23 protein-coding genes are annotated in these 23717 nt (G+C 63.1%); 11 read left to right on the top strand and 12 right to left on the bottom strand.

Translation table 11 applies throughout. From position 1 onward, the window contains the following. Positions 1 to 18 precede the first annotated feature (18 nt). From xdhA to JET14_RS04895, 6 genes are all read left to right on the top strand, one after another. Positions 19 to 1482, top strand: coding sequence for a xanthine dehydrogenase small subunit (xdhA, locus tag JET14_RS04920; protein WP_432443065.1), 1464 nt, complete (start codon positions 19 to 21; stop codon positions 1480 to 1482). A 1-nt stretch (position 1483) separates the two neighbouring features. Further along, on the top strand, positions 1484 to 3829 hold the full coding sequence (xdhB, locus tag JET14_RS04915; protein WP_200337060.1) for a xanthine dehydrogenase molybdopterin binding subunit: 2346 nt from the start codon (positions 1484 to 1486) through the stop codon (positions 3827 to 3829). A gap of 3 nt (positions 3830 to 3832) precedes the next feature. Beyond that, entirely contained in the window at positions 3833 to 4669 is an 837-nt protein-coding gene (gene xdhC / locus JET14_RS04910; RefSeq protein ID WP_200337059.1) for a xanthine dehydrogenase accessory protein XdhC, read from the top strand. A 97-nt stretch (positions 4670 to 4766) separates the two neighbouring features. Next, complete coding sequence (locus JET14_RS04905) at positions 4767 to 6008, top strand: urate hydroxylase PuuD (RefSeq protein WP_200337058.1); 1242 nt, start codon at positions 4767 to 4769, stop codon at positions 6006 to 6008. Next, positions 6005 to 7315 carry a guanine deaminase gene (gene guaD, locus JET14_RS04900; RefSeq protein WP_200337057.1) on the top strand — a complete coding sequence of 437 codons (1311 nt, stop codon included), beginning with the start codon at positions 6005 to 6007 and terminating at the stop codon, positions 7313 to 7315. Before JET14_RS04905 ends, guaD begins: the two co-directional genes overlap by 4 nt. Before the next feature lie 78 nt (positions 7316 to 7393). Next, positions 7394 to 8542 carry an alpha-hydroxy acid oxidase gene (locus JET14_RS04895; RefSeq protein ID WP_432443064.1) on the top strand — a complete coding sequence of 383 codons (1149 nt, stop codon included), beginning with the start codon at positions 7394 to 7396 and terminating at the stop codon, positions 8540 to 8542. A gap of 216 nt (positions 8543 to 8758) precedes the next feature. Here JET14_RS04895 and JET14_RS04890 read toward each other — a convergent pair whose 3' ends face one another. The 8 genes from JET14_RS04890 to JET14_RS04855 all read right to left on the bottom strand — a co-directional run bounded on the left by JET14_RS04890 (position 8759) and on the right by JET14_RS04855 (position 14893). Continuing rightward, positions 8759 to 9499 (bottom strand): metallophosphoesterase family protein, encoded by a 741-nt coding sequence (locus JET14_RS04890; protein WP_200337055.1) that lies wholly within the window; start codon positions 9497 to 9499, stop codon positions 8759 to 8761. Between the two features lie 5 nt (positions 9500 to 9504). Next, complete coding sequence (gene uraH / locus JET14_RS04885; RefSeq protein WP_200337054.1) at positions 9505 to 9861, bottom strand: hydroxyisourate hydrolase; 357 nt, start codon at positions 9859 to 9861, stop codon at positions 9505 to 9507. Further along, positions 9858 to 10358: an ureidoglycolate lyase gene (locus tag JET14_RS04880; RefSeq protein ID WP_200337053.1), complete on the bottom strand. Its 501-nt coding sequence runs from the start codon at positions 10356 to 10358 to the stop codon at positions 9858 to 9860. Before JET14_RS04880 ends, uraH begins: the two co-directional genes overlap by 4 nt. A gap of 1 nt (position 10359) precedes the next feature. Next, a complete protein-coding gene (alc, locus tag JET14_RS04875) occupies positions 10360 to 11391 on the bottom strand; it encodes an allantoicase (protein WP_200337052.1) in 1032 nt (343 codons plus the stop codon). Between the two features lie 3 nt (positions 11392 to 11394). Continuing rightward, the gene (gene uraD / locus JET14_RS04870) at positions 11395 to 11889 is read right to left on the bottom strand and encodes a 2-oxo-4-hydroxy-4-carboxy-5-ureidoimidazoline decarboxylase (RefSeq protein WP_200337051.1); all 495 of its coding nucleotides are present in this window, start codon (positions 11887 to 11889) and stop codon (positions 11395 to 11397) included. Next, positions 11886 to 12821, bottom strand: a complete 936-nt coding sequence (gene puuE / locus JET14_RS04865) for an allantoinase PuuE (RefSeq protein ID WP_200337050.1) — start codon at positions 12819 to 12821, stop codon at positions 11886 to 11888. The genes uraD and puuE overlap by 4 nt, the downstream gene beginning before the upstream one ends. 90 nt (positions 12822 to 12911) lie before the next feature. Beyond that, complete coding sequence (locus JET14_RS04860) at positions 12912 to 13634, bottom strand: DUF1045 domain-containing protein (RefSeq protein WP_200337049.1); 723 nt, start codon at positions 13632 to 13634, stop codon at positions 12912 to 12914. A gap of 89 nt (positions 13635 to 13723) precedes the next feature. Continuing rightward, positions 13724 to 14893, bottom strand: a complete 1170-nt coding sequence (locus tag JET14_RS04855) for an NAD(P)/FAD-dependent oxidoreductase (protein WP_200337048.1) — start codon at positions 14891 to 14893, stop codon at positions 13724 to 13726. A gap of 22 nt (positions 14894 to 14915) precedes the next feature. Here JET14_RS04855 and mnmD point away from each other — a divergent pair, with 22 nt between their 5' ends. After that, positions 14916 to 15653: a tRNA (5-methylaminomethyl-2-thiouridine)(34)-methyltransferase MnmD gene (mnmD, locus tag JET14_RS04850; protein WP_200337047.1), complete on the top strand. Its 738-nt coding sequence runs from the start codon at positions 14916 to 14918 to the stop codon at positions 15651 to 15653. A 297-nt stretch (positions 15654 to 15950) separates the two neighbouring features. Continuing rightward, the gene (locus JET14_RS04845; protein ID WP_200337046.1) at positions 15951 to 17303 is read left to right on the top strand and encodes a DEAD/DEAH box helicase; all 1353 of its coding nucleotides are present in this window, start codon (positions 15951 to 15953) and stop codon (positions 17301 to 17303) included. A gap of 128 nt (positions 17304 to 17431) precedes the next feature. On the opposite strand, the gene JET14_RS04840 is transcribed toward JET14_RS04845, so the two are convergent. The 3 genes from JET14_RS04840 to JET14_RS04830 all read right to left on the bottom strand — a co-directional run bounded on the left by JET14_RS04840 (position 17432) and on the right by JET14_RS04830 (position 19783). Next, a complete protein-coding gene (locus JET14_RS04840) occupies positions 17432 to 18754 on the bottom strand; it encodes an anaerobic sulfatase maturase (RefSeq protein ID WP_200337045.1) in 1323 nt (440 codons plus the stop codon). Positions 18755 to 18915: 161 nt separating this feature from the next. Further along, positions 18916 to 19059: a hypothetical protein gene (locus JET14_RS04835; RefSeq protein ID WP_200337044.1), complete on the bottom strand. Its 144-nt coding sequence runs from the start codon at positions 19057 to 19059 to the stop codon at positions 18916 to 18918. A gap of 148 nt (positions 19060 to 19207) precedes the next feature. Then, on the bottom strand, positions 19208 to 19783 hold the full coding sequence (locus JET14_RS04830) for a helix-turn-helix transcriptional regulator (RefSeq protein WP_200337043.1): 576 nt from the start codon (positions 19781 to 19783) through the stop codon (positions 19208 to 19210). Positions 19784 to 19865: 82 nt separating this feature from the next. Here JET14_RS04830 and JET14_RS04825 point away from each other — a divergent pair, with 82 nt between their 5' ends. From JET14_RS04825 to JET14_RS04815, 3 genes are read left to right on the top strand one after another with little or no spacing between them, the layout of a single operon-like run. Continuing rightward, on the top strand, positions 19866 to 20579 hold the full coding sequence (locus tag JET14_RS04825) for a CoA transferase subunit A (RefSeq protein WP_200337042.1): 714 nt from the start codon (positions 19866 to 19868) through the stop codon (positions 20577 to 20579). A gap of 1 nt (position 20580) precedes the next feature. Then, positions 20581 to 21240: a 3-oxoacid CoA-transferase subunit B gene (locus tag JET14_RS04820; protein ID WP_200337041.1), complete on the top strand. Its 660-nt coding sequence runs from the start codon at positions 20581 to 20583 to the stop codon at positions 21238 to 21240. Further along, positions 21237 to 22412, top strand: a complete 1176-nt coding sequence (locus JET14_RS04815; protein ID WP_200337040.1) for an acetyl-CoA C-acetyltransferase — start codon at positions 21237 to 21239, stop codon at positions 22410 to 22412. Before JET14_RS04820 ends, JET14_RS04815 begins: the two co-directional genes overlap by 4 nt. A gap of 16 nt (positions 22413 to 22428) precedes the next feature. Here the strand turns inward: JET14_RS04815 and JET14_RS04810 are convergent, their stop codons facing one another. Then, positions 22429 to 23586, bottom strand: a complete 1158-nt coding sequence (locus JET14_RS04810) for an ROK family transcriptional regulator (protein WP_200337039.1) — start codon at positions 23584 to 23586, stop codon at positions 22429 to 22431. Between the last annotated feature and the right edge of the window lie 131 nt (positions 23587 to 23717).

The raw sequence follows: 23717 nt of genomic DNA, 5'->3' as shown, positions 1-23717 counted from the left end.
CTTTCTGAAGGAATTTTGATGACGATACGGTTCATCCTCAACGACAGGGACGTGACGCGCGACAGGTTTTCGCCGTCGGAAACCCTGCTTGACTATCTGCGCATCGAGCGCCGCCTGACGGGCTCCAAGGAAGGCTGCGCGGAGGGCGATTGCGGCGCCTGCACCGTGCTCGTCGGCAGGCTGACGCGCGGCAGGCTCGTCTACGAGACGGTCAATGCCTGCATCCGCTTCACCGCCTCGCTGAACGCCACCCATGTCGTCACCGTCGAGCATCTGGCGGCGAAGGACGGCAAGCTGCATCCGGTCCAGCAGGCCATGGTCGACATGAACGGCTCGCAATGCGGCTTCTGCACGCCGGGCTTCGTCATGTCGCTTTACGCGCTGTGGATGGAAAACGAGAAACCTTCGCGTCAGGCCATCGAAAAGGCGTTGCAGGGCAATCTCTGTCGCTGCACCGGCTACGAGCCGATCGTCAAGGCGGCGGAGAAGGCCTCCGCCATTCGACCGGATGCGGCCTTCGATGCGCTGGCGCGCGAGCGCGAGACCATCCTGGCGAAGCTCGCGGCGATGAAGACCGGCGAGACCATAACCGTTGGAAACGAGAGCAAGCGCGGGATCATTCCCGGCTCCGCCGAGGCCCTTGCCGAGGTGCTCGCCGAATACCGCGATGCGACCATCGTTGCCGGTTCCACCGATGTGGGTCTCTGGGTCACCAAACAGATGCGCGATCTGAATCCAATGGTGTTCATCAACCATCTGGAAGAACTGCAGACGATCACCGAGACGGAGAAGAGCTTCATCATCGGCGCAGGCGTCACCTATACGGAAGCGTTCCCGGCGCTGGCAGGCAAGATCCCGGCGCTCTCCCGGCTGATCGACCGGATCGGCGGCGAGCAGGTGCGCAATATGGGCACGATCGGCGGCAATGTCGCCAACGGCTCGCCGATCGGCGATACGCCGCCCGCCCTGATCGCCCTCGGGGCGACGCTGACGCTGCAATCGAAGGACGGCACGCGCTCCATCGCGCTTGAGGATTTTTTCCGCGACTACGGCAAGCAGGACAAACGGCCGGGCGAATTCGTGCTGTCGCTCACCGTTCCGAAGCCGGCCAAGGGCGCGCACTACGCCGTCTACAAGGTTTCCAAACGCCGCGAAGAGGATATTTCCGCCCTGTGCGGCGCGTTCTATCTGGAACTTGCGCGCGATGGCACGGTCGACAAAATCCGCATCGCCTATGGCGGCATGGCCGGCATTCCGAAACGCGCTGCCCATGTGGAGGCCGCCCTTTCCGGCAAGCCCTGGACGTCCGAGACCGTGGAAGCGGTGCGGCCGGCCTTTGAGAGCGATTACCAGCCGATGACCGATATGCGCGCCACGGCGGAATATCGCATGCTGGCGGCCAAGAACCTGCTCTCCCGCCTGCTGCTCGAAACCGGGGGCAGCCCGCAGGAACTCTCACGCTTCGAACGCGAGGAGGCCTGAGATGGACAAGCAGACCAATGAAGCGCTGACGCTGAAGACCGAGATTTCCGGCGGCATGCACAAGCCCCGCGTTCACGATTCCGCCCACAAGCATGTGGCCGGCACAGCCGAATATATCGATGATATTCCCGAACCCGCAGGCCTTCTGCATGTCGGCCTTGGCCTCTCCGAACGCCCGCATGCGCGCGTTGCCGCGATGGACCTGTCGTCCGTGGAAGAAGCCCCCGGCGTCGTTGCCGTGCTCTCGGCGAAGGATGTGCCCGGCACCAATGATATTTCCTCGGGCGGCAATCACGACGAACCGCTCTTTGCCAATGAAGAGGTCGAGTATCACGGCCAGATCATGTTCGCGGTGATCGCCGAGACAAGGCATCAGGCCCGCGCCGCAGCGCGGCTTGCGAAGATCACCTATGAAGACCTGCCCTTCTGGACCAATGTGCGCGACGCGATTGCCAATGACGCGCCCAATGTCATCACGCCGATGACGCTTCAGCGCGGCGATGCGAAGGCCGCGCTCGACAGGGCGCCGCGCAGGATCACCGGCGAGATGGAGATCGGCGGACAGGAACATTTCTACCTCGAAAGCCAGATCGCGCTCGCCATACCCGGTGAGGATGACGAGGTGGCCGTCTGGTCGTCCACCCAGCATCCAAGCGAGATCCAGCACATCGTCGGCCATGTGCTCGACATTCCGTCGAACGCCGTCACCGTCTATCAGCGGCGCATGGGCGGCGGCTTCGGCGGCAAGGAGACGCAGGGCAACAGCTTTGCCGCAATCGCGGCCCTTGCGGCCAAGAAACTCAACCGTGCGATCAAGGTCCGCCCCGACCGCGACGAGGACATGGCAATCACCGGCAAGCGCCACGATTTCGTCGCCTTCTACGATATCGGCTTTGACGATGACGGCGTGATCGAAGGCGTGGATGCGACCTTTGCCGCGCGCTGCGGCTTTTCTTCCGACCTGTCCGGGCCGGTGACCGACCGCACGCTGTTTCACGCCGACAGTTCCTATTATTATCCGAACGTGCACATGGTCTCGCGGCCGTTGAAGACGCATACTTGCTCGAACACCGCCTATCGCGGTTTCGGCGGGCCGCAGGGGATGCTTGCCGGCGAGCGCTTCATCGAGGAAATCGCCTATGCGCTCGGCAAGGACCCGCTCGATATCCGCAAGGCGAATTTCTACGGCCCCAACGGCTCCGGGCGCGACGTGACGCCCTACCACCAGACGGTGGAGGACAACATCATCCTGCGCGTGGTCGAGGAACTGGAACAGACCTCCGACTACCGCGCCCGCCGCCAGGCGATCATCGACTTCAACAGGACCAGTCCGGTGATCAGGAGGGGCATCGCGCTGACCCCGGTGAAATTCGGCATTTCCTTCACCATGACCGCCTTCAATCAGGCGGGCGCGCTCGTCCATGTCTATCAGGACGGCTCGGTGCAGCTCAATCACGGCGGCACGGAGATGGGCCAGGGGCTTTACATCAAGGTCGCGCAGGTGGTCGCCGACGTCTTCCAGATCGATCTCGAACGGGTGAAGATCACCGCGACGACGACCGGCAAGGTGCCGAACACCTCGGCGACGGCCGCCTCCTCCGGCTCCGACCTCAACGGCATGGCAGCCTGGAATGGCGCGATGCAGATTCGCGACCGGCTGGTTGCCTTTGCGGCGGAGAACTGGAAGGTCGCGCCTGAAGAGGTGGAATTCCTGCCAAATCGCGTTCGCGTCGGTCAGGAAGAAATTCCTTTCCCCGATCTGATCAAGGCCGCCTATTTCGCCCGTATCCAGCTTTCGGCTGCAGGCTTCTACAAGACGCCGAAGATCCACTGGGACCGCGCGGCGGGCAAGGGCCGCCCCTTCTACTATTTCGCCTATGGCGCGGCCTGCACCGAGGTCTCGATCGATACGCTCACCGGCGAATATCTGTTCGACCGAACCGATATTCTCCACGATGTCGGGCGCTCCTTGAACCCGGCCGTCGATATCGGCCAGATCGAGGGCGGTTTCGTGCAGGGTCTCGGCTGGCTGACGACGGAGGAGTTGTGGTGGGACGACAAGGGGCGGCTCAGAACCCATGCGCCGTCGACCTACAAGATCCCGCTTGCCTCCGACCGGCCGAAGATCTTCAACGTCAAGCTCGCCGATTTTTCCGAAAACCGCGAACCGACCATCGGCCGTTCGAAGGCCGTCGGCGAACCGCCCTTCATGCTGGCGATTTCGGCGCTGGAGGCGATCTCCATGGCCGTTGCCAGCGTCGCCGACTACCGCGTCTGCCCGAAGCTCGACGCGCCGGCAACGCCCGAACGCGTGCTGATGGCGGTGGAGCGGATGAAGAAGGCGTGAGGCATGAGCGAGGACGCGACATTCCGGCGTTTTTTCGAAGATCATCCGGCCTCCGTCATTGTCACGGTGGCCGAGATCAGGGGCTCGACGCCGCGCGAGGCAGGCGCGATGATGGCCGTGTCCAACGACGCCACATGCGGAACGATCGGCGGCGGCCAGCTCGAATATCTCGCGATCGATCATGCCCGGCGACTGCTGAAGGGGCATGACGCGCCGCTGCGGCTCGACATTCCCCTCGGCCCCGAGATCGGCCAATGCTGCGGCGGGCGGACGGTTCTCGGCTTTGAGGTCGCGGATGCCGGCACAGTCGACCGCCTTCTGAACGCGCTTGCGGAGAAGGCGGCGTCAAACCCTTCGGTCTATATTTTCGGCGGCGGCCATGTCGGCGCGGCCTTGGCGCAGGCGCTTGCTCCCCTGCCCTTCAACACGACCGTGATCGAGACCCGCCCTGAGATGGACGGTCCGCTTCCCGAAACCGTGGAACTCCGCCTGTCGCCAATGCCGGAGGCCGAGGTCGCGCGCATGCCGGCCGGCAGCGCCGCCGTCATCCTCACCCATGACCATGCGCTCGATTTCCTGATCGCCACGGAGGCGCTGAAACGGAATGATCTCGCCTATTGCGGCATGATCGGCTCGAAAACCAAGCGCGCGACCTTTCTGAGCTACGCCCGGAAGGAGGGCCTGAGCCCGAACGCGCTTTCCCGGCTCACCATGCCGATCGGCGCCGGGGTCGCCGACAAGCGGCCGTCCGTGATTGCCGCCTTGGTTGCAAGCGAACTTATCCACGTCATTTCTGCCACAAAAGCGGGCACGCTGCCCGCGGAACGGGCAAAGACCTGAAAAGCCTTAACTAATTTCTTTTCTTTGCATGACGGCTCTTTTTTTCCGCGCCGAAATTTCGCATCATTCCGACATCTGACTATCGGGGGCACAATTTATGTTTGAACTCGCCATCATCTGGGAATGGGCGCAATTCGCCGTGCGCTGGCTGCATGTCATCACCGCCATCGCCTGGATCGGCTCTTCCTTCTACTTCATCGCGCTCGATCTCGGCCTCGTCTCCCGTCCCGGGCTGCCGGAAGGCGTTTCCGGCGAGGAATGGCAGGTCCATGGCGGCGGGTTCTACAATATACAGAAATACATGGTCGCGCCGGCGCATATGCCGGAGCACCTGATCTGGTTCAAGTGGGAATCCTATTTCACCTGGATGACCGGCTTCCTGATGCTGGCGCTGGTCTATTACGGCGGCGCGGACCTGTTCCTGGTCAATCGCAGCGTGCTCGACGTCTCCGCCCCCGTCGCGATCCTGATCTCGTTGGCATCGCTGTCGATCGGCTGGCTGTTCTACCACTATCTCTGCAAGTCCCCGCTCGGCAAGCACACGATCGGGCTGATGCTGCTGCTCTACGTGTTGCTGGTCTTCATGGCCTGGGGCTACTCGCACCTCTTCACCGGCCGCGCCGCCTTCCTGCATATGGGCGCGTTCACGGCGACGATCATGACCGCCAATGTGTTCTTCGTGATCATCCCCAACCAGAAGATCGTGGTGGCCGACCTGAAGGCCGGCAAGACGCCCGATCCGAAGCTCGGCAAGGAGGCCAAGCAGCGCTCGCTCCACAACAACTACCTGACGCTGCCGGTCATCTTCTTCATGCTCTCGAACCACTATCCGCTGGCGTTCGCGACCACATACAGCTGGATCATCGCCTCGCTGGTGTTCCTGATGGGCGTGACCATAAGGCACTATTTCAACACCGTGCATGCCCGCAAGGGCGAGCCGAACTGGACCTGGCTGCTGACGGCGATCATCTTCATCGTGATCATGTGGCTCTCCACCTCGCCGCAATTCTTCAAGTCGGAAAATCCCGACATGGCGGTCGCCCCCGCTTTCGAGAAATTTGCACAGGACCCGCATTTCGCCGCCGCCAAGCAGGTGGTCTCGACGCGCTGTTCGATGTGCCACATGGCAGAACCCGTCTATGACGGCATTCACCGCCCGCCGCTCAATGTCCGCTTCGAGACCGACGCCGAAATCGCATCGCGCGCAAGCCAGATTTACTTGCAGGCCGGCCGCAGCCATGCCATGCCTCCGGGGAATGTAACCGGCATGACGGATGACGAGCGGGCAAAACTGGTGGCCTGGTACAGATCCAGCACCAGCGGAAAGAAGGCTGAATGACACCACCACGCATCCTGAGGGGCCGGCTTTTGAGCTTCAGCCGCCGGCCTCTGTCCCTCTCGGACACCGAAAGCTATGTGTATGAGGACGATGGCGGCCTGCTGATTTCAGAGGGCCGCATTTTGGCGTTCGGGCCGTTCGAAACCATCCTGCTCGATGCGCCGGAGGGCGCGGAAATCGTCGACCACCGTCCGAACCTGATCCTGCCGGGCCTGATCGACACGCATCTTCACTTTCCGCAGATGCAGGTGGTCGGTTCCTATGCCTCCAATCTTCTGGAATGGCTCAACACCTACACCTTCGTCGAGGAGCAGCGCTTCGCCGATCCCGCCCATGGCGCGCGCATCGCCGTTTCCTTTTTCGACGAAATGATCCGCCAGGGCACGACGACGGCGGTTGCCTATTGCTCGGTGCACAAGGCCTCGGCAGACGCCTATTTCGCGGAAGCGTCAAAGCGCAACATGCTGATGCTCGGCGGCAAGGTTCTGATGGATTGCAATGCGCCGGAAGCGCTGACCGACACGCCGCAATCGGCCTATGACGACACCAAGGCTGTCATTGCGGAATGGCACGGCAAGGCGCGCAACCACGTGGTGATCTCGCCGCGTTTCGCGCTGACCTCCTCGCACGCGCAGATGGAAGTGACCGGAGCGCTGGCGCGGGAATTTCCCGACCTGCATATCCAGACGCATCTTTCCGAAAACACGGCGGAAATCGAACGCGCGCTGGAGCTTTATCCGGAAGCGCAGGACTATACGGACATCTACGCCCGCTATGACCTTCTGGGCGCGAAGACCCTGCTCGGCCACGCGATCCACCTGTCCGAGCGCGAACGCGACCTGCTTCACGAGACCGGCGCGGTCGCCGTCCACTGCCCAACATCCAACCTCTTCCTCGGCTCGGGACTGTTCCCGTTCAGGGATTACGAGACCCGCGAGAAGCCCGTGCGCATTGCCGTTGCCACCGATATCGGCGGCGGCACCAGCTATTCCATGCTGAAGACCATGGACGAGGCCTACAAGATCCAGCAATTGCGCGGCGAACGCCTCAATCCGCTGGTAAGCTTTTATGCGATGACGCTGGGCAATGCCGAAGCGCTTTCGCTTTCGGATCGGATCGGCACGCTCGCCCCCGGCAGCGATGCCGATCTCGTGGTGCTCGACGCCCGAGCAACACCCGCCATGGCGCTGAAGATGGACGCCATCACCACCCTTGCTGAGGAACTCTTCCTGTTGCAGACAATAGGAGACGACAGGGCGATCGCCGAAACCTATGTCGCGGGAAGTCCGGTGAAATCCGGTGTGTAGGCGCGGCGGTCAGAAGCCGGTTGGCAGAAATCAACTCATATGTAATAAGAGCATTCATATTTGATGCGGGAGGAGCTCATGTTTTCAGAGCCGTTGACCATTGCCGACCTGAAGAAACGTGCGAAATGGCGCGTGCCGAAGATGTTTTTCGACTATGCCGACAGCGGCGCATGGACGGAAAGCACCTACCGCGCCAACGAGACGGATTTCGCCAGGATCAACCTGCGCCAGCGCGTGCTGGTCGACATGACCGACCGCTCGCTGGAAACGACGATGATCGGCCGCAAGGTCTCGATGCCCGTCGCGCTCGCCCCGACCGGGCTTTGCGGCATGCAGCATGCCGATGGCGAAATCCTGGCGGCGCAGGCGGCCGAAGAGGCGGGCGTTCCCTTCACGCTGTCGACCATGAGCGTCTGCTCGATCGAGGATGTCGCGGAAAACACGAAAGAGCCCTTCTGGTTCCAGCTTTACGTGATGAAGGATCGCGGCTTCGTCGGCGATCTGATCGACCGGGCGAAGGCCGCCAAGTGCGGCGCACTGGTGCTCACACTTGACCTGCAGATCCTCGGCCAGCGTCACAAGGACCTCGTCAACGGGCTGTCGACTCCGCCGAAATTCACGCCGAAACATGTCTGGCAGGTGGGCACGCGGCCCTTCTGGGCGCTGGAGATGCTTCAGACCAAACGCCGCACCTTCCGCAACATCGTCGGCCATGCGCCGGCCTCCTCTGACCTTTCCTCGCTTGCGGTCTGGACCGCCGAGCAGTTCGACCCGAAGCTCTCCTGGGCCGATGTCGACTGGATCAAGGAACGCTGGGGCGGACCGCTGATCCTGAAGGGCGTGCTCGATGCCGAGGACGCGAAGATGGCGGCAAAGACCGGCGCGGACGCGATCATCGTCTCCAATCACGGCGGCCGCCAGCTTGATGGCGCCCGCTCCTCGATCTCTGTCCTGCCGGAAATCGTCGATGCGGTTCAGGGCGATATCGAAATCCACATGGATGGCGGCATCCGCTCCGGCCAGGACGTGCTGAAGGCCCGCGCGCTCGGCGCCAGGGGCACCTATATCGGCCGACCCTATCTTTACGGCCTTGGCGCCATGGGCAAGAAAGGCGTCACCCGCGCCCTCGACATCATCCGCAAGGAACTTGACGTGACCATGGCTCTTTGCGGCAAGCGCGATATCGAGGAGATCAATCGGGATATCATTGCGAAGGTGGGGTTTTGAGACGAAAATGTTTCGGCGCGCAAAGAGATGCAACGCTTTTTCTGCGTCATCCTCGTGCTTGACACGAGGATCCAGGCGGACGCGCAAAACCTTAGCAACAATGCTCAGTGCTGAATGAACTGGGCAGAATGGATGCTCGGATCAAGTCCGAGCATGACACAAGAGGATGCGGCGAAACCTCCTTCTTCTCTTCAACAAACGGTCGCGCAACAGCGCCTATTCGACCCGCCCCGTCGCGATCACACGCGCCCAGTCCTCATACCCTGCGTTTCGCGCCAGCGCGGCCATGCGGGATGTATCGTAGCGGACCTGATGGAAGCTCGGCTGCCAGCCGGCGTCGGTCTTCTCGACGATCGCGTAGCAGGCAAAGGGATGTGCCGTTTCCAGCTTGTGGTCGACAGGGATGTGGTAGGTAAAACCGGGACAGCCGACGGAGCCGGGATTGACGAGGATCCGGTCGCCGGAAAGCATCACCGAACGGGCAATGTGGGAATGGCCGCAGAGGATCAGCGGATAGGCAATCCCTTGCGCGAGCGCCTCGATTTCCGCCTGCTCCTTCAACGCGAAATGGCCGGACGGCAGCAGTTCCTCGGTCCACATCACGTCGTCCTTCTGCGGCGTGGCGTGACAGAGATAGACCTCACTCTCGACAACCAGCGCGCTTGGCATGTCGCGGATCCATTTCAGATGTCTGGCTGAAAGCTGCCGGAAGGCCGGGGCCTCCCAGTCGCCCATCTCGCTTTCCGGACGGTCGACCAGCCAGCGGTCATGATTGCCGCGCACCGTCGGCAGCGACAGCGGCAAAAGCCGGTCGGCGGTTTCGCCGGCCGCGAGCGGCGATGACAGGCTATCGCCGAGATTGACGATCATGTCCGGCTTGTGGCGCTCGAGATCGGCCAGCACCGCCTCCAGCGCATCGATATTGCCATGGATATCGGCGATTGCCGCGATTTTCATGGGAGTCAGCTTCCGCGATAGGTGGAATAAGCGTGGGCCGAAAGCAGCAGCGGCACGTGATAATGCGCCGTCACGTCCGCGATGGCGAAACGCAGCGGAATATCTTCCAGAAAGGCCGGCTCCGTCAGCGTCGCGCCGCTGCGCCTGAGATATTCGCCGGCGTGGAAGACCAGTTCATACTGCCCGACCTCCAGGTCATTCCCGGCAATGATCGGCCCGCCGTCGACGCGGCCGTCATCATTGGTATAGACCGTCTTGATGAAGTCTCGCTTCTCGCCGTGCAGACGGTAAAGATCGATCTTCATCTCCGAAGCAGGCTGCCCAAGTGCGGTGTCGAGAACATGTGTTGTCAGGCCGGTCAAAACGCAGTCTCCTCGATGGTGAACAGGGCGGGATAGATATATTCCTCCAGATTGTCGCCGGGTCCGTCGCGATCGACAACCAGAAAATCGCTCGGCTTCCCAAGCGCCATCAGCGGATGATGCCAGACATTGGCGCGGTAATTGACCCCCTGCCCGTTCTCCGCGAGAAACACGCGCGGCTTGGCCGGCGTGCCGCCGTGATCCTCGGCGACGACGACGAGGAAGGGACGGGGCGAAAGCGGCGAAAAGCTCTGGCTGCCGAGCGGGTGCCGCTCCATCATGTCCACCTGATAGGGAAAACGCCGCGGGCTCCCCCGGAAGATGCTGATGATCACCGCCGCATCCGTGCCATAGGCCTCGCAGGTGGCCAGCGCATGGAAGCGCGTGGTCGTGCCGCCATTGATCGTTCTTGCCGTTGCGGGGTCCGGCGCGATCACCGTGCCGAAGGGCGCGAAGGCCTCCGGGGTGAGTTTCTCAACGGGCAAGCTGATGCTCATCCTAGGCCTTCACTCCGTATAGCCGCAGGCGGCTGACCCCGCCGTCCGGGAAGATCGCCAGTCGGACATGGGTCACCGGGCCGATATTGTGCACCGAAGCGCCGGAAAATTCGTGGATATTGTCCGCCTGAAGCTTGGTCTCGTCCAGGATCGGCGCCCAGTTTTCCGAAGCCGCGAGCTCTTCCGGCGAGAACACGTCATTCTGCTCCGGCAGGTTGGCGCCGAGCAGCATGCAGGTATCGGGAAAATTGCCCTTGAAATGGGCCGTATCGACGACGATGCGGCGAATGATGCCCGGATGGCCGAGCTTCAGGATCATCCAGTCATGGCCGGGGCCGCGCCGGCGGGCGGTTTCCCAGCCGTCGCCCATATTGACGCCGCGTCCGGGCGCAAGCGTGCGGTCGGGATGGCCGTAATGGGCATCCGACCAGTGCAGCGCATGGGTGCCACCGAATATATAGGCGAGATCGACTTCCTCGCCGTCGCCGACCTTGTCCCAGTTGAAATAGGCCGAGCCATAGGCCCTGAGCCGGGCAATCCCTCCGTCGGGATAGATATGGACTCTGAGATGGGTGAAAACCTTCTGGCGGGTATCCTGCTCCATCTCGAAGAAATGGTGGCTGTCCGGCCCGAGATCGCGCCTTGCCAGAACCTCCTGCCAGTCGGCATTCTCGTCCGGGTCGCCGCTCTCCATGTAGCAGCCTTCGATCGAGCATTGCGGCGGATAATTGCCGGTGAAATGCGAGGTATCGACATCGAAGCCGCGGATGCGGCCCGGCATGGCAAGACGGATGATCGCCCAGTCATGGCCGGGCACGCGCTTGCGGCGGCTTTCCCAACCGTCCATCCACTTGCCGTGCTCGTCATACTCCCCGGGCAGGAAGACGGGCGAATCATCCTTGAGCATGCGCGCCAGCGGCGCAAAGAACTGGTCGGTCGCATAAATCGCGCGCGCGCCAAGCCGCGCCGAGGCAAGGTTGATCGCACCCACGGCGAAATCGGGCAGGGCCACACTCGTTTCTTGTTCGGACATCAATTACTCCGCGAGAAGGGACTGCAAGCGGAACCCGGCGATCTTCTCGACCTGGTGACAGGCGGTAGCCAGCTCCTCCTCGGCGGAATTGTCGATCCGGCGTTTGAAGGCGGCGAGAATATCGTCCTTATTGAGCCCGCTGACTGCAATAATGAAAGGAAATTGGAATTTCTCTATATAGGCGGAATTGAGTCCCGTAAACTCCGCATGCTCTTCCGGGCTCAGCTGATCAAGCCCGGCGCCGGCCTGTTCGCGCCTGCTTTCCTCCGTCAGTTCTCCCGAAACGGCAAGTTTCCCGGCAAGATCCGGATGCTCGCGCAGCACGCCGAGACGCTCCTCGTCGCTTGCCGCACGGAACACCGTGCACAGCGCCTGATGCACGCCATCGGCCGTCAGCGGTTCTTCGACAAGGCCCTGATCATAGGCGCGTTCGGCGATGAAAGGCGAATATTCGAATACGCCGCCGAACCGGCTGACAAACTCTTCGCGTGCGATCATGGGGCGTCTTCCTTCGGCAGATGATGGTCGTACCAGTGGCGGGCAATGTCGATGCGACGGGGGATCCACACCCTGTCGTGCGTCTGAACATATTCAAGAAAGCGTTTCAGCGCCGCCGTCCGGCCCGGCTTGCCGACAATCCGGCAATGGAGGCCGACCGACATCATCTTCGGCACGCCCTGCCGGCCTTCCTCGTAAAGCGTGTCGAAGGCGTCCTTAAGATAGGCGAAGAACTGTTCACCGGAATTGAAGCCCTGCGGCGTGGCAAAGCGCATGTCGTTATTGTCGAGCGTATAGGGAATGCGCAGGAAGGGCTTGCCGTCCGGCGTCCGCACCCAATAGGGCAAGTCATCGGCATAGGTGTCGGAGGAATAGAGAAAGCCGCCCTCCTCCATCACCAGATCGAGCGTATTGACCGAGGGCTTGCCCTGGTAAAGCCCGTAGGGCCGCTCGCCGGTCAATTCGGTGTGCAGCCGCACCGCCTCGCGGATATGGGCGCGCTCGGTCTCGATATCGAAATCCTTGTATTCGAGCCAGCGCAGGCCGTGGCTGGCGATCTCCCAGCCCGCTTCCCTCATCGCGGCTACGGCTTCCGGATTGCGCTCCATGGCGCGCGTGACGCCGTATACGGTGACCGGGATCTTCAACCCCGTGAACAGACGGTACAGCCGCCAGAAGCCGGCGCGCGAGCCGTATTCGTAAAGCGATTCCATGTTGAGATTGCGCTGGCCGGGCCAGGGCTCGGCGCCGACGATCTCCGACAGGAGGTTCTCCGACGCGGGATCACCGTCGAGAATGCAGCTCTCGCCGCCTTCCTCGTAATTGATGACGAATTGCACCGCGATGCGGGCATCTCCCGGCCATTTGGGATCCGGCGCATTGCGCCCATAGCCGATCAGTTCGCGCGGATACCCGCTCGTTTCAGCACTCATGCAAGCCTCGTTCTCAGTATCGCCCGAGGCTACTCCACCGGCCCGGACACCGAAAGAGGAAAGCCGCAAAAGTCACAGAAATCAAGCATCTCAGGCTGTCCGCCGGGCCGGAAGCGCGCCCATGGGATGGAGGGAGTGAACGCAGAACGGCGCGCCCGGCTCCTCCTCGACGAAAAGCGCGATATTCTCGAACTCCACGGGTTCGGCCAGGATCGGGCCGAAGAATTCCAGCGCCGCGCGTTCCATCCGCTCCATGTCGCGCGGCCGCAGCGGGCCGGTGAGCGGCATATGAAACGCGAAGGCCGACATCACGTCCGGCTCCCCCCAGCGGTGGAGATTGGCAAACTGCACCGGCGACAAGGCGCCGGTATCGCGCCGCTCCAGTTCCGCCTCGCTCAGGGGCGCGCGGAACGGATCGAATTCGGAAACCACGGCGGCGGCGAGATCATCGAGCGCGGGCACGGCGACGGCCGGAGCGAAGGCCAGGCTGTCGCGCCGCCGCACGACCTTCAGCGGCGGCAGGAAGAACGGCTTCCAACCCGTGGCGAACCGCATCAGCGCGTTGAGCAGCAAAGCCTCGCTTGTGCCTTCGGCAAGATGAAACGGCGATTTCAGCATGCCCTGAAAACCGTAACGGCGCGGCAGGGCAGTGTGAAAGGCGATCTCCGACAGCGACATGCCGCCGATCATCGGCGGCTCGATCGGCTGGCCGGAATAGGCGTTGCGGCCGACCCAGTTGGCCCCGACAATGCCGAGCGCCTCATGCGGCGCCGGGGTGAAGCTGATGGCATAACGTGGCTTGTCGGAGGGCATCGGGGTCACACGGAGAAATACAGATGAACATGCCTTCCGATACGCGATTCCGATGACACTGATACGACGAGATGAAGGGTTTTACTCACTCAACCGAGGTTTTTATTGGCGCGCCTCAAGTAAATTTCGGGGTTATATATATCCGGCAGGTCCTGCACCGAAACGGTGTTACCGCTGGCAAGGCCGATCGCGTGACCGGCGAGCCGGTTGGCGATACCGAAGCTTGTCTTGAAGCCGCCGCCGAGCGCGATCACGTCGGGCATGTTCTCCAGCGCCCCGATCATCGGTTCGCGGTGGACGCCGCGCGGGCGAAGCCCCGCCCAGCGCTCGACGACCGGCGCATCACTGAGCGCGGGAACGGCAATGCAGGCGGCGGCGATCAGGGCTTCAAGCTTGTCATCCGTCGTGAAAGCGGCGTCGAATTCGTCTTCCGAGGTGGAGCCTATCGCGACCCGGCCGCCGGCATGGGCAATCACGTAAAGGCCGTTGTCGAAGAAGATTGGCAAAGCCGGATCGCAATCGGCGGCGAGCAGCGCCGCCTGCCCCTTGACCGGCCGACCGAGCGGCTGGCCGTCAGGCGCCCACAAAGGCTGCAATAGCGAAAAAGCCCCCACGCCGGCAGAGACGATGGCCTTGCCAAAGCCAATACGTTCCCCGTCCGAAAGCACGATGCCGTGCGCTCCGGCATCGATTGCGGCGACTTCTTCGCGGATGATCCGGACATGGCGGGCGGTCGCGAGAAAGGCCTCGAGAGCGGCAACGACGCCGCGCGGGGCGACGTGGGCGGCGAGCGTTTCATGGACGTAGGCGAGCGCTCCCTCGCTCCCTGACGGCCAGCCCACATCCGGCAGTTCCTCGACCACTTTCCATTCGAAGCATTGATCACCGAGCCGCCAGTTCCTCGCCGCCTCTTCGGCGCGAAGCTGCGCCGTCTTCAACTGCCGCTCCTGATAGAGCGGCATGACCCGGCCCGAGCGGCGATAACCCGTTTGCAGCCCCGTCTCCTCTTCCAGCAGCCGCAGCTGACCCTCAAGCGCCGCCAGCGCCTCGAACTGGAACTGCTTCTTCTCGTCCCACTGGTCCGGCATATAGGCCATCAGCGCGCCGAGAAGCCCGTTGCTTGCGCCGCTTCCCAGGGCGTCGCGATCGATCAGCAGCGTCTCGATGCCCGCCTTCTCCGCATGATAGGCCGCCCAGAGCCCCATGATTCCGCCGCCGATGACCACAAGATCTGCGGATGTCTTTTGACGCGCGGTCATATTCGTATTATCGCCATTCATCATGGGCGATGCGGACCACAAACACGACGCTGATGCAAGCAAAACCGGCGCGGAGACGCTTGTCTGGCACGAAAGCGACATGCCGTTTTCGAATGCCTTTCAGGACCATTTCTATTCGAAGGCCGACGGACGGGCCGAGTGCGATCACGTCTTCATCGCCGCGAACCGTCTGCCGGAGCGGTGGCAGGCGGGCGGAACCTTTTCCATCGGCGAACTCGGCTTCGGCACGGGGCTCAATTTCTGCGAAACCCTGCGCCAGTGGAAGCGCCTCCGCTCGGCTGACGCGCGGCTCTGCTTCTCCTCGTTTGAGCTATACCCGATGAAGACAGTCGAGATTGACCGCGCGCTCTCGCCCTGGCCGGAGATCGCGGAAGAACGGCGTGCGCTCGTCTCGCGCTGGCCGGACGAACCTTCGGATACGATCGAGATCGAGATCGACCCGCAGACGCGGCTTGTCGTCCATTGCGGCGACGCGCTCACCTCGCTCACCGCATCAGCCGGGCGCTTCGACGCATGGTATCTCGACGGCTTCGCGCCATCCCGCAATCCCGACATGTGGTCCGCCGCGCTGATGCAGGCCGTTTTCGACCATACCGGACCGGGTGGCACATTCGGCACCTACACGGCGGCCGGTTTCGTGCGCCGCAACCTTCAGGCGGCGGGCTTTACGGTCAACCGGCAGTCCGGTTTTGCCGGAAAGCGGGAGATGCTGGCCGGCAAACGGCCCGAAAAGCCCTGATTTCCGGCGCGACGAACTTGCCGCTTGACTTTTGCCAGACCAAGCCTCATTTACGGCAAAGGCTTTCCACCTGTTCGCATGCCGCGTGAGCATGCCCGCCAAGATGAACCCAAGCGGTTCGGGCAAGGTCAGGTCAAGCGCTTGATGAAAGACCGGGCTCCCGCCCGGCGCGCGGAAGGCATTTTCCACCCATAAGATCCCACTTCACGCGGGGTTCTTGAAACCGAAATCACCGGCTTTGGGCATGAGGGCCAGGCTCAGGTGGCGTTTCGGCATGCCTTGAAAGGCGCAATTGATTTGACAGATTTTTCCACACTCGGCCTCTCCGCCCAGCTCGTCTCCCGCATCGCCGGCGAAGGCTATGAAAAGCCGACCCCGATCCAGGAAAAGGCGATCCCGCTGGTGCTTGAGGGCCGTGATGTCATGGGCCTTGCCCAGACCGGCACCGGCAAGACGGCCGCCTTCGGCCTGCCGCTGATCGACATGCTGCTGCAAAACGGCAAAAAGCCCGATCCGAAGACGGTCAAGACGCTGATCCTCGCTCCGACGCGCGAACTGGTGAACCAGATCGCAGAAAACCTGCGCATCTTCGCCCGCAAGACGCCGCTGAAGGTCAACATCGTCGTCGGCGGCGCATCCATCAACCGGCAGCAGCACCAGCTTGCCGCCGGCACCGATATTCTGGTCGCCACCCCCGGTCGCCTGCTCGACCTCCTGGACCGCCGCGCGCTCCGGCTTGACGCCGTGCGCTTCCTCGTCCTCGACGAGGCCGACCAGATGCTGGACCTCGGCTTCATTCACGACCTGAAGAAGATCGCCTCGCTGGTTCCCGACGAGCGCCAAACCATGCTGTTTTCGGCCACCATGCCGAAATCGATTGCCGATCTGTCGCAGCGCTTCCTCACCAATCCGCAGCGCGTCGAGGTTTCGCCTCCCGGCAAGACCGCCGACAAGGTGGACCAGGCGGTTCATTTCGTTGCCGGCAAGGCTGACAAGGTCGAACTCCTGCGTCAGGAACTGACCAGCCATCCGGAAGGCCGCGCCATCGTCTTCCTGCGCACCAAGCACGGCGCGGAGAAGCTGATGAAGCACCTCGACAGCCGCGGCTTTGCCACGGCCTCGATCCACGGCAACAAGAGCCAGGGTCAGCGCGAGCGCGCGCTGAAGGCCTTCAAGACCGGCGAGATCAACGTGCTGGTGGCAACGGACGTCGCCGCGCGCGGCATCGACGTGCCCGGCGTTACCCATGTCTATAACTACGACCTGCCGGAAGTGGCGGACGCTTATGTCCACCGCATCGGCCGCACCGCGCGCGCCGGCAATGACGGCAAGGCGATCGCCTTCTGCACGCCCGAGGAATCGGGCCTGCTGCGCGATATCCAGCGCCTGACGGGCATCGAGATCGCGGTTGCCTCCGGCGAGCCGCACGCCCATGCCGACCGTCCCGCCAAGGGTCGCGGCGGTCGTGGCCGCAGCAATGCCTCCGGCAAGCCCGCGCGTCGCGCCCGGCCCTCCGGCAACGGCGGCCAGCGTCACGCGGGTGATGCCCGCGAGAACGGTCATCGCGAAGGCGCCAATCGCAACAGCCCGGCGAAATCGCGTCCGCGCCGCCAGCGCAACCGCCAGAATGATCGCCGCCAGAGCGCCTGATCGCGCGGCGAGGTACTGATGTGAGAACCCCCGACGGCCCTGCCGTCGGGGGTTCTTCGTTTTCGGGACGCGCCGAGCGGGACGGGCCTTATCCGGCGCGCCATAATAGCGAAGGCTTCAGGCCGCGCTCAGGGCCTGCCGCAGCACTGCTTGTATTTCAGGCCGCTGCCGCAGGGGCAGCGGTCATTGCGGCCCGGCCGCCCCGCAACGGCCGAAGCACCGGGAAGCCGCCCCGATCTTCGCAGTTGCATGATATCCGAAGCCGGACGTCCCGAACGCACGAGGTGGGCCATGACCTTCATGGCGGGGCCTGCATGCCTGTTGAACCGGGCCATCGACCGGCAGTAATAATTGAGCCCGGGTTCTCCATCCTTCGTTTTCAGGAAACGATGCTTCGGACAGCCGCCATTGCAGGCGAACCGGAGATCGCAGCTCCGGCACTGGGCGGGCAGCGCTTCGCGCTTGTCCAGCCCGAACTGACGTTGCGCGTCGGAGGCCATCATCTCGGCAATCGGGATTTCCATTACGTTGCCGAGGCGGTACTCCGGATACACATAGTGATCGCAGGCATAGAGGTCGCCATTGTGCTCAAGCGCCGGGCCCTGGCCGCAGGTCTCGGCAAACCAGCACATCGTCGCCGGAGCGCCCATCCACAGGCCAAGCTGAAGGTCGAAGAACTGGACGAAAACGCGGCCGACATCCCGGCTGATCCATGCGTCGAAGATGCCGCAGAGGAAATCGCCATAGGCCCGCGGCAGCACGCTCCAGGCCGTCACGTCATAGGTGACGCCGTCCTCGTCGATCTGCGGCGCAGGCGCCAGAGAATGACCGTCGGCGGTCCGCTCGACAATCGGAATGAACTGAAGATAGGTGGAGCCGATATCCTTGAGGAACTGATAGATTTCCTCCGGATAGGCGGCATTCTCGCGGTTGACGACGGTCAGCGTGTTGAATTCGACGCCGTGCGCCTTCATCCGCTCGATCCCCGCCATCACGGCAGCATGACTCGGCCGGCCGTTGCGATAGGTGCGGAAACGGTCGTGGAGTTCGCGCGGGCCGTCTATGCTGACGCCGACGAGGAAATCATTGTCCTTCAGAAAAGCGCACCATTCGTCGTCCAGCAGCGTGCCGTTGGTCTGGATCGTGTTGGCGATCGTCTTGCCGCGCGGCAGATGTTTCCGCTGCAGATCGACGATGCGGCGGAAATAGTCGAGGCCGAGCATGGTCGGTTCGCCGCCCTGCCAGTTGAATCGTATCTCCCGGGAGGGAAAGCCGGCCTGCGAGGCGAGGTAGTCGCGGATATAGGCTTCAAGCACCGCATCCGGCATGGTGAAGCGCTTGACGTCCGGATAGAGCTCTTCCTTTTCCAGATAGTAGCAGTAGGTGCAATCGAGATTGCAGCGCGGACCGGTCGGCTTGCCCATGACCTGAAATGGCAGATGTTCTGTCAATCGCCTCCTCCTCCGTCGCCAGACACCGGCGCGGCCGAAAACGCAACTGACGGGCCGCTCAAACGCCCGAATAGACCGTCGACGAGAGGCTTTCCTTGATCGACATCATTTCTGGAGGAGGACCCGCGCGGCTTCCTTGCGGGGTCGCTCCGCGAGGCGCCTCAGCGGAAGCTGTCAGGGTAGCGACGACGGGCTTCGCGCTGAATGTCCTGGTAAGTCTCGATGAAATCGTGAATGCCGTGGGCGAAACGAACAAACGGATTGCGCGCGCGAGCGGCCTTGTCCTGGGTACGTCCGAAAGACATGACGTCTGCTCCTTGGGCGAATTGTGCTTTTACGTAATATAGTCCGGTCGGCAGCGACGAATATTGACAATATCTCATCGCAGCCATGCGCCGCGGGTCTGCCTCACAGCCGCGCCTGTCCATGACATGCTTCCGTCAGTTCGCGAGTTTACCGACACTGCTCCGCGCTGCCCTCGGCGCTGTTGAGGAACCAGGCGATGAGTTCGGCAGTGTTGGCAAGACCAAGCGCCCGCGTCATGCGCAGGCGGTGCATCTCGATGGTCCGGCGCGAAAGCCCCAGCTCCTCGGCGATCGCGGCATTGGTCTTGCCCTGGGCGACCAGCGTCAGGATCTGGCGCTGGCGGCCGGTCAACCCCCTGTTTGCCGTCGAAACCGGCCGTGCGATCGGCTCGAAACAATAGACGGCGGCGGCGAATGGATCGTCCATATTGTGCGAGCGCCCCCTGACCCGGCACCAGAAACGGCGCCCGTCGGTCGCGGCCATGATGCGCTCGTCGTAATAGACCGCGCCGCCCGGCAGATTGTCCCGCCACATCTCGCCTGTGCGCACGAAATCGTCGATCGCCGGGTAAAGGCGCGCGAAGCTCTTGTTGACGAGGGTGGCACGATCATAGCCGAACAGCACTGCGAATTCCGCGTTGCAGTCGCGGATCACACGATGCGTGGCAAAGACCAGCGGCACCGGAAGCTCGGACAGGGTGAAGGTGGTTTGAGCAGTATTCATGTCGTATAAATACGACTCTGCCCTTCCCCGCCGCAAGCCTTATTCTGCATCTGACAAAGTGCAATTTCTCTGGGAGGAGGCAATGCGGAAAGTCTATCAATCGGCGGCCGAGGCGCTCGCCGGACAGTTGCGGGACGGCATGGTGATCATGTCGGGCGGCTTCGGCCTGTGCGGCATTCCCGAAGCGCTGATCGACGCGGTCCTGCAGTCGGGCGCGCGCGACCTGACGGTCATCTCCAACAATGCCGGCGTCGACGGGATCGGCCTCGGCCGGCTTCTGGAAACCCGGCAGATCCGAAAGATGATCTCGTCCTATGTGGGCGAGAACAAGCTCTTCGCCGAACAATATCTCGGCGGCGAGCTGGAACTCGAATTCAACCCGCAGGGCACGCTCGCCGAACGCATCCGCGCCGGGGGCGCGGGCATTCCCGCCTTCTTCACCAAGACCGGCGTCGGCACGATGATCGCCGAGGGTAAGGAGATCCGCAGCTTCGGCGGCGAGGACTATGTGATGGAGACCGGCCTTTTCGCCGATGTCGCCCTCGTCCATGCCTACAAAGGCGATCACGAGGGCAATCTCGTCTATCGCAAGACCGCGCGCAATTTCAATCCGGACATGGCGACAGCCGCCCGGTTGACGGTTGCCGAAGTCGAGCATCTGGTTGCCCCGGGCGAGATCGATCCCGATCATATCCACACTCCCGGCATCTTCGTTTCCCGCATCGTTCATGTGCCGGACCCGGTGAAGCACATCGAGAAGCGAACCGTGCGCGAACGCAATTCGGAGGAGGCGTGACATGGCCTGGACACGTGACCAGATGGCGGCCCGCGCCGCCCGCGAACTTGAAGACGGCTTCTATGTCAATCTCGGCATCGGCATTCCGACCCTTGTCGCCAATTTCATTCCCGACGACATGGATGTGCGCCTGCAGAGCGAGAACGGCATGATGGGCATGGGGCCCTTCCCCTACGACGGCGAAGAAGATGCCGACCTGATCAATGCCGGCAAGCAGACGGTGACCGCGCTTCCCGAAACCAGCTTCTTTTCGAGTTCGGAAAGCTTCGCGATGATCCGCGGCGGCCATATCGACCTGTCGATTCTCGGCGCCATGCAGGTGGCCGAAAACGGCGATCTCGCAAACTGGATGATCCCGGGCAAGATGGTCAAGGGCATGGGCGGGGCGATGGATCTCGTCGCCGGCGTCAAGCGCGTCGTCGTGGTGATGGAGCATGAGGCGAAGGGTTCACCGAAGCTCCTGCGCGAATGTACCCTGCCGCTGACCGGCACCCGCGTGGCCGACATGGTGATCACCGATCTTGGCGTCTTCACCATTGCAAGGCAGGGACCGGTGAAGATGGTCCTGACCGAACTGGCCGATGGCGTCACGCTCGACGAGATCACCGCCAAGACAGAAGCGCGCTTCGAGGTCGGCCTTGATCGGGAGAGCGGCCAATGAGCGACGTCGTCATTGTTTCCGCCGCGCGCACGGCCGTCGGCGCCTTCATGAAGTCCTTCGCCGCTGTGCCTGCCCATCAGCTCGGCAGCACGGCGATCGCCGCAGCGCTTCAGCGCGCTGCCGTGAGCCCTGACGAAGTGGACGAAGTCATCCTCGGCCAGGTGCTGACGGCGGGCGCCGGGCAGAACCCGGCCCGCCAGGCGGCCATTGCCGCCGGCATTCCCGATAGCGCGACGGCCTTTCTGATCAATCAGGTCTGCGGTTCCGGCCTGCGCACCGTGGCGCTCGGCATGCAGCAGATCGCCATGGGCGATGCCCGCATCGTGGTGGCCGGGGGACAGGAATCCATGTCGCTCTCGCCCCATTGCGCCCATTTGCGCAGCGGCCACAAGATGGGCACGGCGAGCTTCGTCGACACCATGGTCGGCGACGGCCTGACGGATGCCTTCGGCGGCATGCATATGGGCATCACCGCCGAGAACATTGCCCGGCAATGCGGCATCGACCGCGCCCGCCAGGATGAATTCGCGCTTTCCAGCCATCGCAAGGCGACCGCCGCGCGCGCGGCCGGACGGTTTGCCGAGGAGATCGTGCCTTTCGCCGTGAAATCGCGCAGAAGCGAAACCATCGTCGATACCGACGAGCAGATCCGCCCCGACGCCAGCGCCGAGACGCTGGCCGCCCTTCGCCCGGCCTTCGACAAGGACGGCACGGTGACGGCGGGCAATGCCTCGGGCCTCAATGACGGCGCGGCCGCTCTCGTCCTGATGCATGCAGATGAAGCCGCCCGCCGCGGCCTGACGCCGCTTGCCCGGATCGCCTCCTGGGCAACCGCCGGCGTCGACCCTTCCATCATGGGCACCGGCCCGATCCCGGCCTCGCGCAAGGCGCTGGAAAAAGCCGGCTGGTCCGTCGGCGACCTCGACCTTGTCGAAGCCAACGAAGCCTTTGCCGCCCAGGCCTGCGCCGTCAATGACGGGCTCGGCTTTGACCCGGAAAAGGTCAACGTCAATGGCGGAGCGATCGCTATCGGCCATCCGATCGGCGCCTCCGGCGCGCGTATCCTCGTAACATTGCTGCACGAAATGAAGCGCCGCGACGCCCGCAAAGGCCTTGCGACGCTCTGCATCGGCGGCGGCATGGGCGTCGCGCTCTGCGTCGAGCGGGGCTAGGCGTTCACGCCTGAAATCAGGGTGTCGCACTGAACAGTCGCTTGCGGATCGGCAGGAGTGCGGCCCCCAGAACGTTCGGATCGGTCTCGATCTCGCTGATCAGCAGTTCGGGACCGGGAAACGGCAGGTTGATCTCGTCGACCGTGCGCGGGTTTGCCGCGTGCGCCAGACGCACCCTCAGGTCACGCGGCGCCTCGCCGCCGAAGACGATGGCCGCCGGATCGAGAATGCCGGTCATCGCCCTGAGCATCTGGTCAAGCGCGGGGGTGACCCTTTCGATCCAGCGGTCGATTTCCGGCCAGGACGGGTCATAGTGCCGCTTCAAAGCATTGACGGAGCCGATATCGCGCCCGGCCTCGCGCAGCATCGCAATCAGCGTTCTGAGCGCCGGACGGCGCTCCTGCTCTTCCGGCGTGTAGATCGAGGAAATTTCCGCCGCGTTCATATGGTGGCCTAGATAGGGCGCGCCGTTGATGACGACGCCGCCGCCGAAACCGAGATTGATCGACAGATAGGCGAAATTGTCGAAGCGCAGGCCGGCGCCGACCCAGTTTTCCGCTTCCGCGCCAAGGGTCGCGTTGTTCTCCGCCATCAGCGGCAGGCCAAACGCGCCTGCGAAAATCTCGCCCACATCGCGGTCACGCCAGGCGGCAATCTTCGGCGGCGGCACGAAGGCCAGGGAGCGCGTGCGGCGATAGCCCTGCATGGAAATGCCGACGCCCGCGATCCTGCGCCGGTCAAGCTTCAGCCCCGCGACGATCTCCGGCACGCGCTCAGCCGCCTCGTCGCGCACGCGCTCGGGGTCGTTCGGCTCGACGTCGAGGATCACGAGATGGAGGATATCGCCGACAATATTGGTGACGGCGACGCGCACCTCTTCGGTGTCGACGGCAATCCCGATCCCGTATGCGCCGTCCGGCGAGAGCGCCAGCCGCGGGCTCGGTTTGCCGCGTCCGGCGATCTTCGGCGCTTCCAGCCTGAGGAAGCCCTTTTCCAGAAGGTCTTCGGCGAGGCGGTGCACGCTTTGCTGGGATAGCGGCGTGCGTTCGGTGAGATCCGAGCGGGCGACCGAGCCGCCGCGCCGGATGGCGTCGAGAACCAGCGCGCCGCTGCGGCCGATCTCAAAGACCGGATTTACCCCTTCCGCACCGCTCATCTCTTCCGCCGAGCCCATTGCACGCCTCTTCTCCTACCTACCGCCAGAAGCCTTTGAGCATGTTTGTGCGCCGGAATCCAGATTTGCGGCCCTGGCGCGAACCCGGCTGTCAGGAAAATGCAGCACCATTGTCATATTAATTTTACTTA

The organism is Martelella lutilitoris (assembly GCF_016598595.1).
GTDB lineage: Bacteria > Pseudomonadota > Alphaproteobacteria > Rhizobiales > Rhizobiaceae > Martelella > Martelella lutilitoris_A.
Note: the sequence above shows the minus strand (reverse complement) of the source record. Positions and strands in the feature narration are given on the sequence as shown.

Bases quoted from the DNA above. Each gene is read 5' to 3' on its own strand.
- xdhA (WP_432443065.1), top strand. From the start codon at position 19: ATGACGATACGGTTCATCCTCAACGACAGGGACGTGACGCGCGACAGG.
- xdhB (WP_200337060.1), top strand. From the start codon at position 1,484: ATGGACAAGCAGACCAATGAAGCGCTGACGCTGAAGACCGAGATTTCC.
- xdhC (WP_200337059.1), top strand. From the start codon at position 3,833: ATGAGCGAGGACGCGACATTCCGGCGTTTTTTCGAAGATCATCCGGCC.
- JET14_RS04905 (WP_200337058.1), top strand. From the start codon at position 4,767: ATGTTTGAACTCGCCATCATCTGGGAATGGGCGCAATTCGCCGTGCGC.
- guaD (WP_200337057.1), top strand. From the start codon at position 6,005: ATGACACCACCACGCATCCTGAGGGGCCGGCTTTTGAGCTTCAGCCGC.
- JET14_RS04895 (WP_432443064.1), top strand. From the start codon at position 7,394: ATGTTTTCAGAGCCGTTGACCATTGCCGACCTGAAGAAACGTGCGAAA.
- JET14_RS04890 (WP_200337055.1), bottom strand. From the start codon at position 9,499: ATGAAAATCGCGGCAATCGCCGATATCCATGGCAATATCGATGCGCTG.
- JET14_RS04880 (WP_200337053.1), bottom strand. From the start codon at position 10,358: ATGAGCATCAGCTTGCCCGTTGAGAAACTCACCCCGGAGGCCTTCGCG.
- alc (WP_200337052.1), bottom strand. From the start codon at position 11,391: ATGTCCGAACAAGAAACGAGTGTGGCCCTGCCCGATTTCGCCGTGGGT.
- uraD (WP_200337051.1), bottom strand. From the start codon at position 11,889: ATGATCGCACGCGAAGAGTTTGTCAGCCGGTTCGGCGGCGTATTCGAA.
- puuE (WP_200337050.1), bottom strand. From the start codon at position 12,821: ATGAGTGCTGAAACGAGCGGGTATCCGCGCGAACTGATCGGCTATGGG.
- JET14_RS04860 (WP_200337049.1), bottom strand. From the start codon at position 13,634: ATGCCCTCCGACAAGCCACGTTATGCCATCAGCTTCACCCCGGCGCCG.
- JET14_RS04855 (WP_200337048.1), bottom strand. From the start codon at position 14,893: ATGACCGCGCGTCAAAAGACATCCGCAGATCTTGTGGTCATCGGCGGC.
- mnmD (WP_200337047.1), top strand. From the start codon at position 14,916: ATGGGCGATGCGGACCACAAACACGACGCTGATGCAAGCAAAACCGGC.
- JET14_RS04835 (WP_200337044.1), bottom strand. From the start codon at position 19,059: ATGTCTTTCGGACGTACCCAGGACAAGGCCGCTCGCGCGCGCAATCCG.
- JET14_RS04830 (WP_200337043.1), bottom strand. From the start codon at position 19,783: ATGAATACTGCTCAAACCACCTTCACCCTGTCCGAGCTTCCGGTGCCG.
- JET14_RS04825 (WP_200337042.1), top strand. From the start codon at position 19,866: ATGCGGAAAGTCTATCAATCGGCGGCCGAGGCGCTCGCCGGACAGTTG.
- JET14_RS04820 (WP_200337041.1), top strand. From the start codon at position 20,581: ATGGCCTGGACACGTGACCAGATGGCGGCCCGCGCCGCCCGCGAACTT.
- JET14_RS04815 (WP_200337040.1), top strand. From the start codon at position 21,237: ATGAGCGACGTCGTCATTGTTTCCGCCGCGCGCACGGCCGTCGGCGCC.
- JET14_RS04810 (WP_200337039.1), bottom strand. From the start codon at position 23,586: ATGGGCTCGGCGGAAGAGATGAGCGGTGCGGAAGGGGTAAATCCGGTC.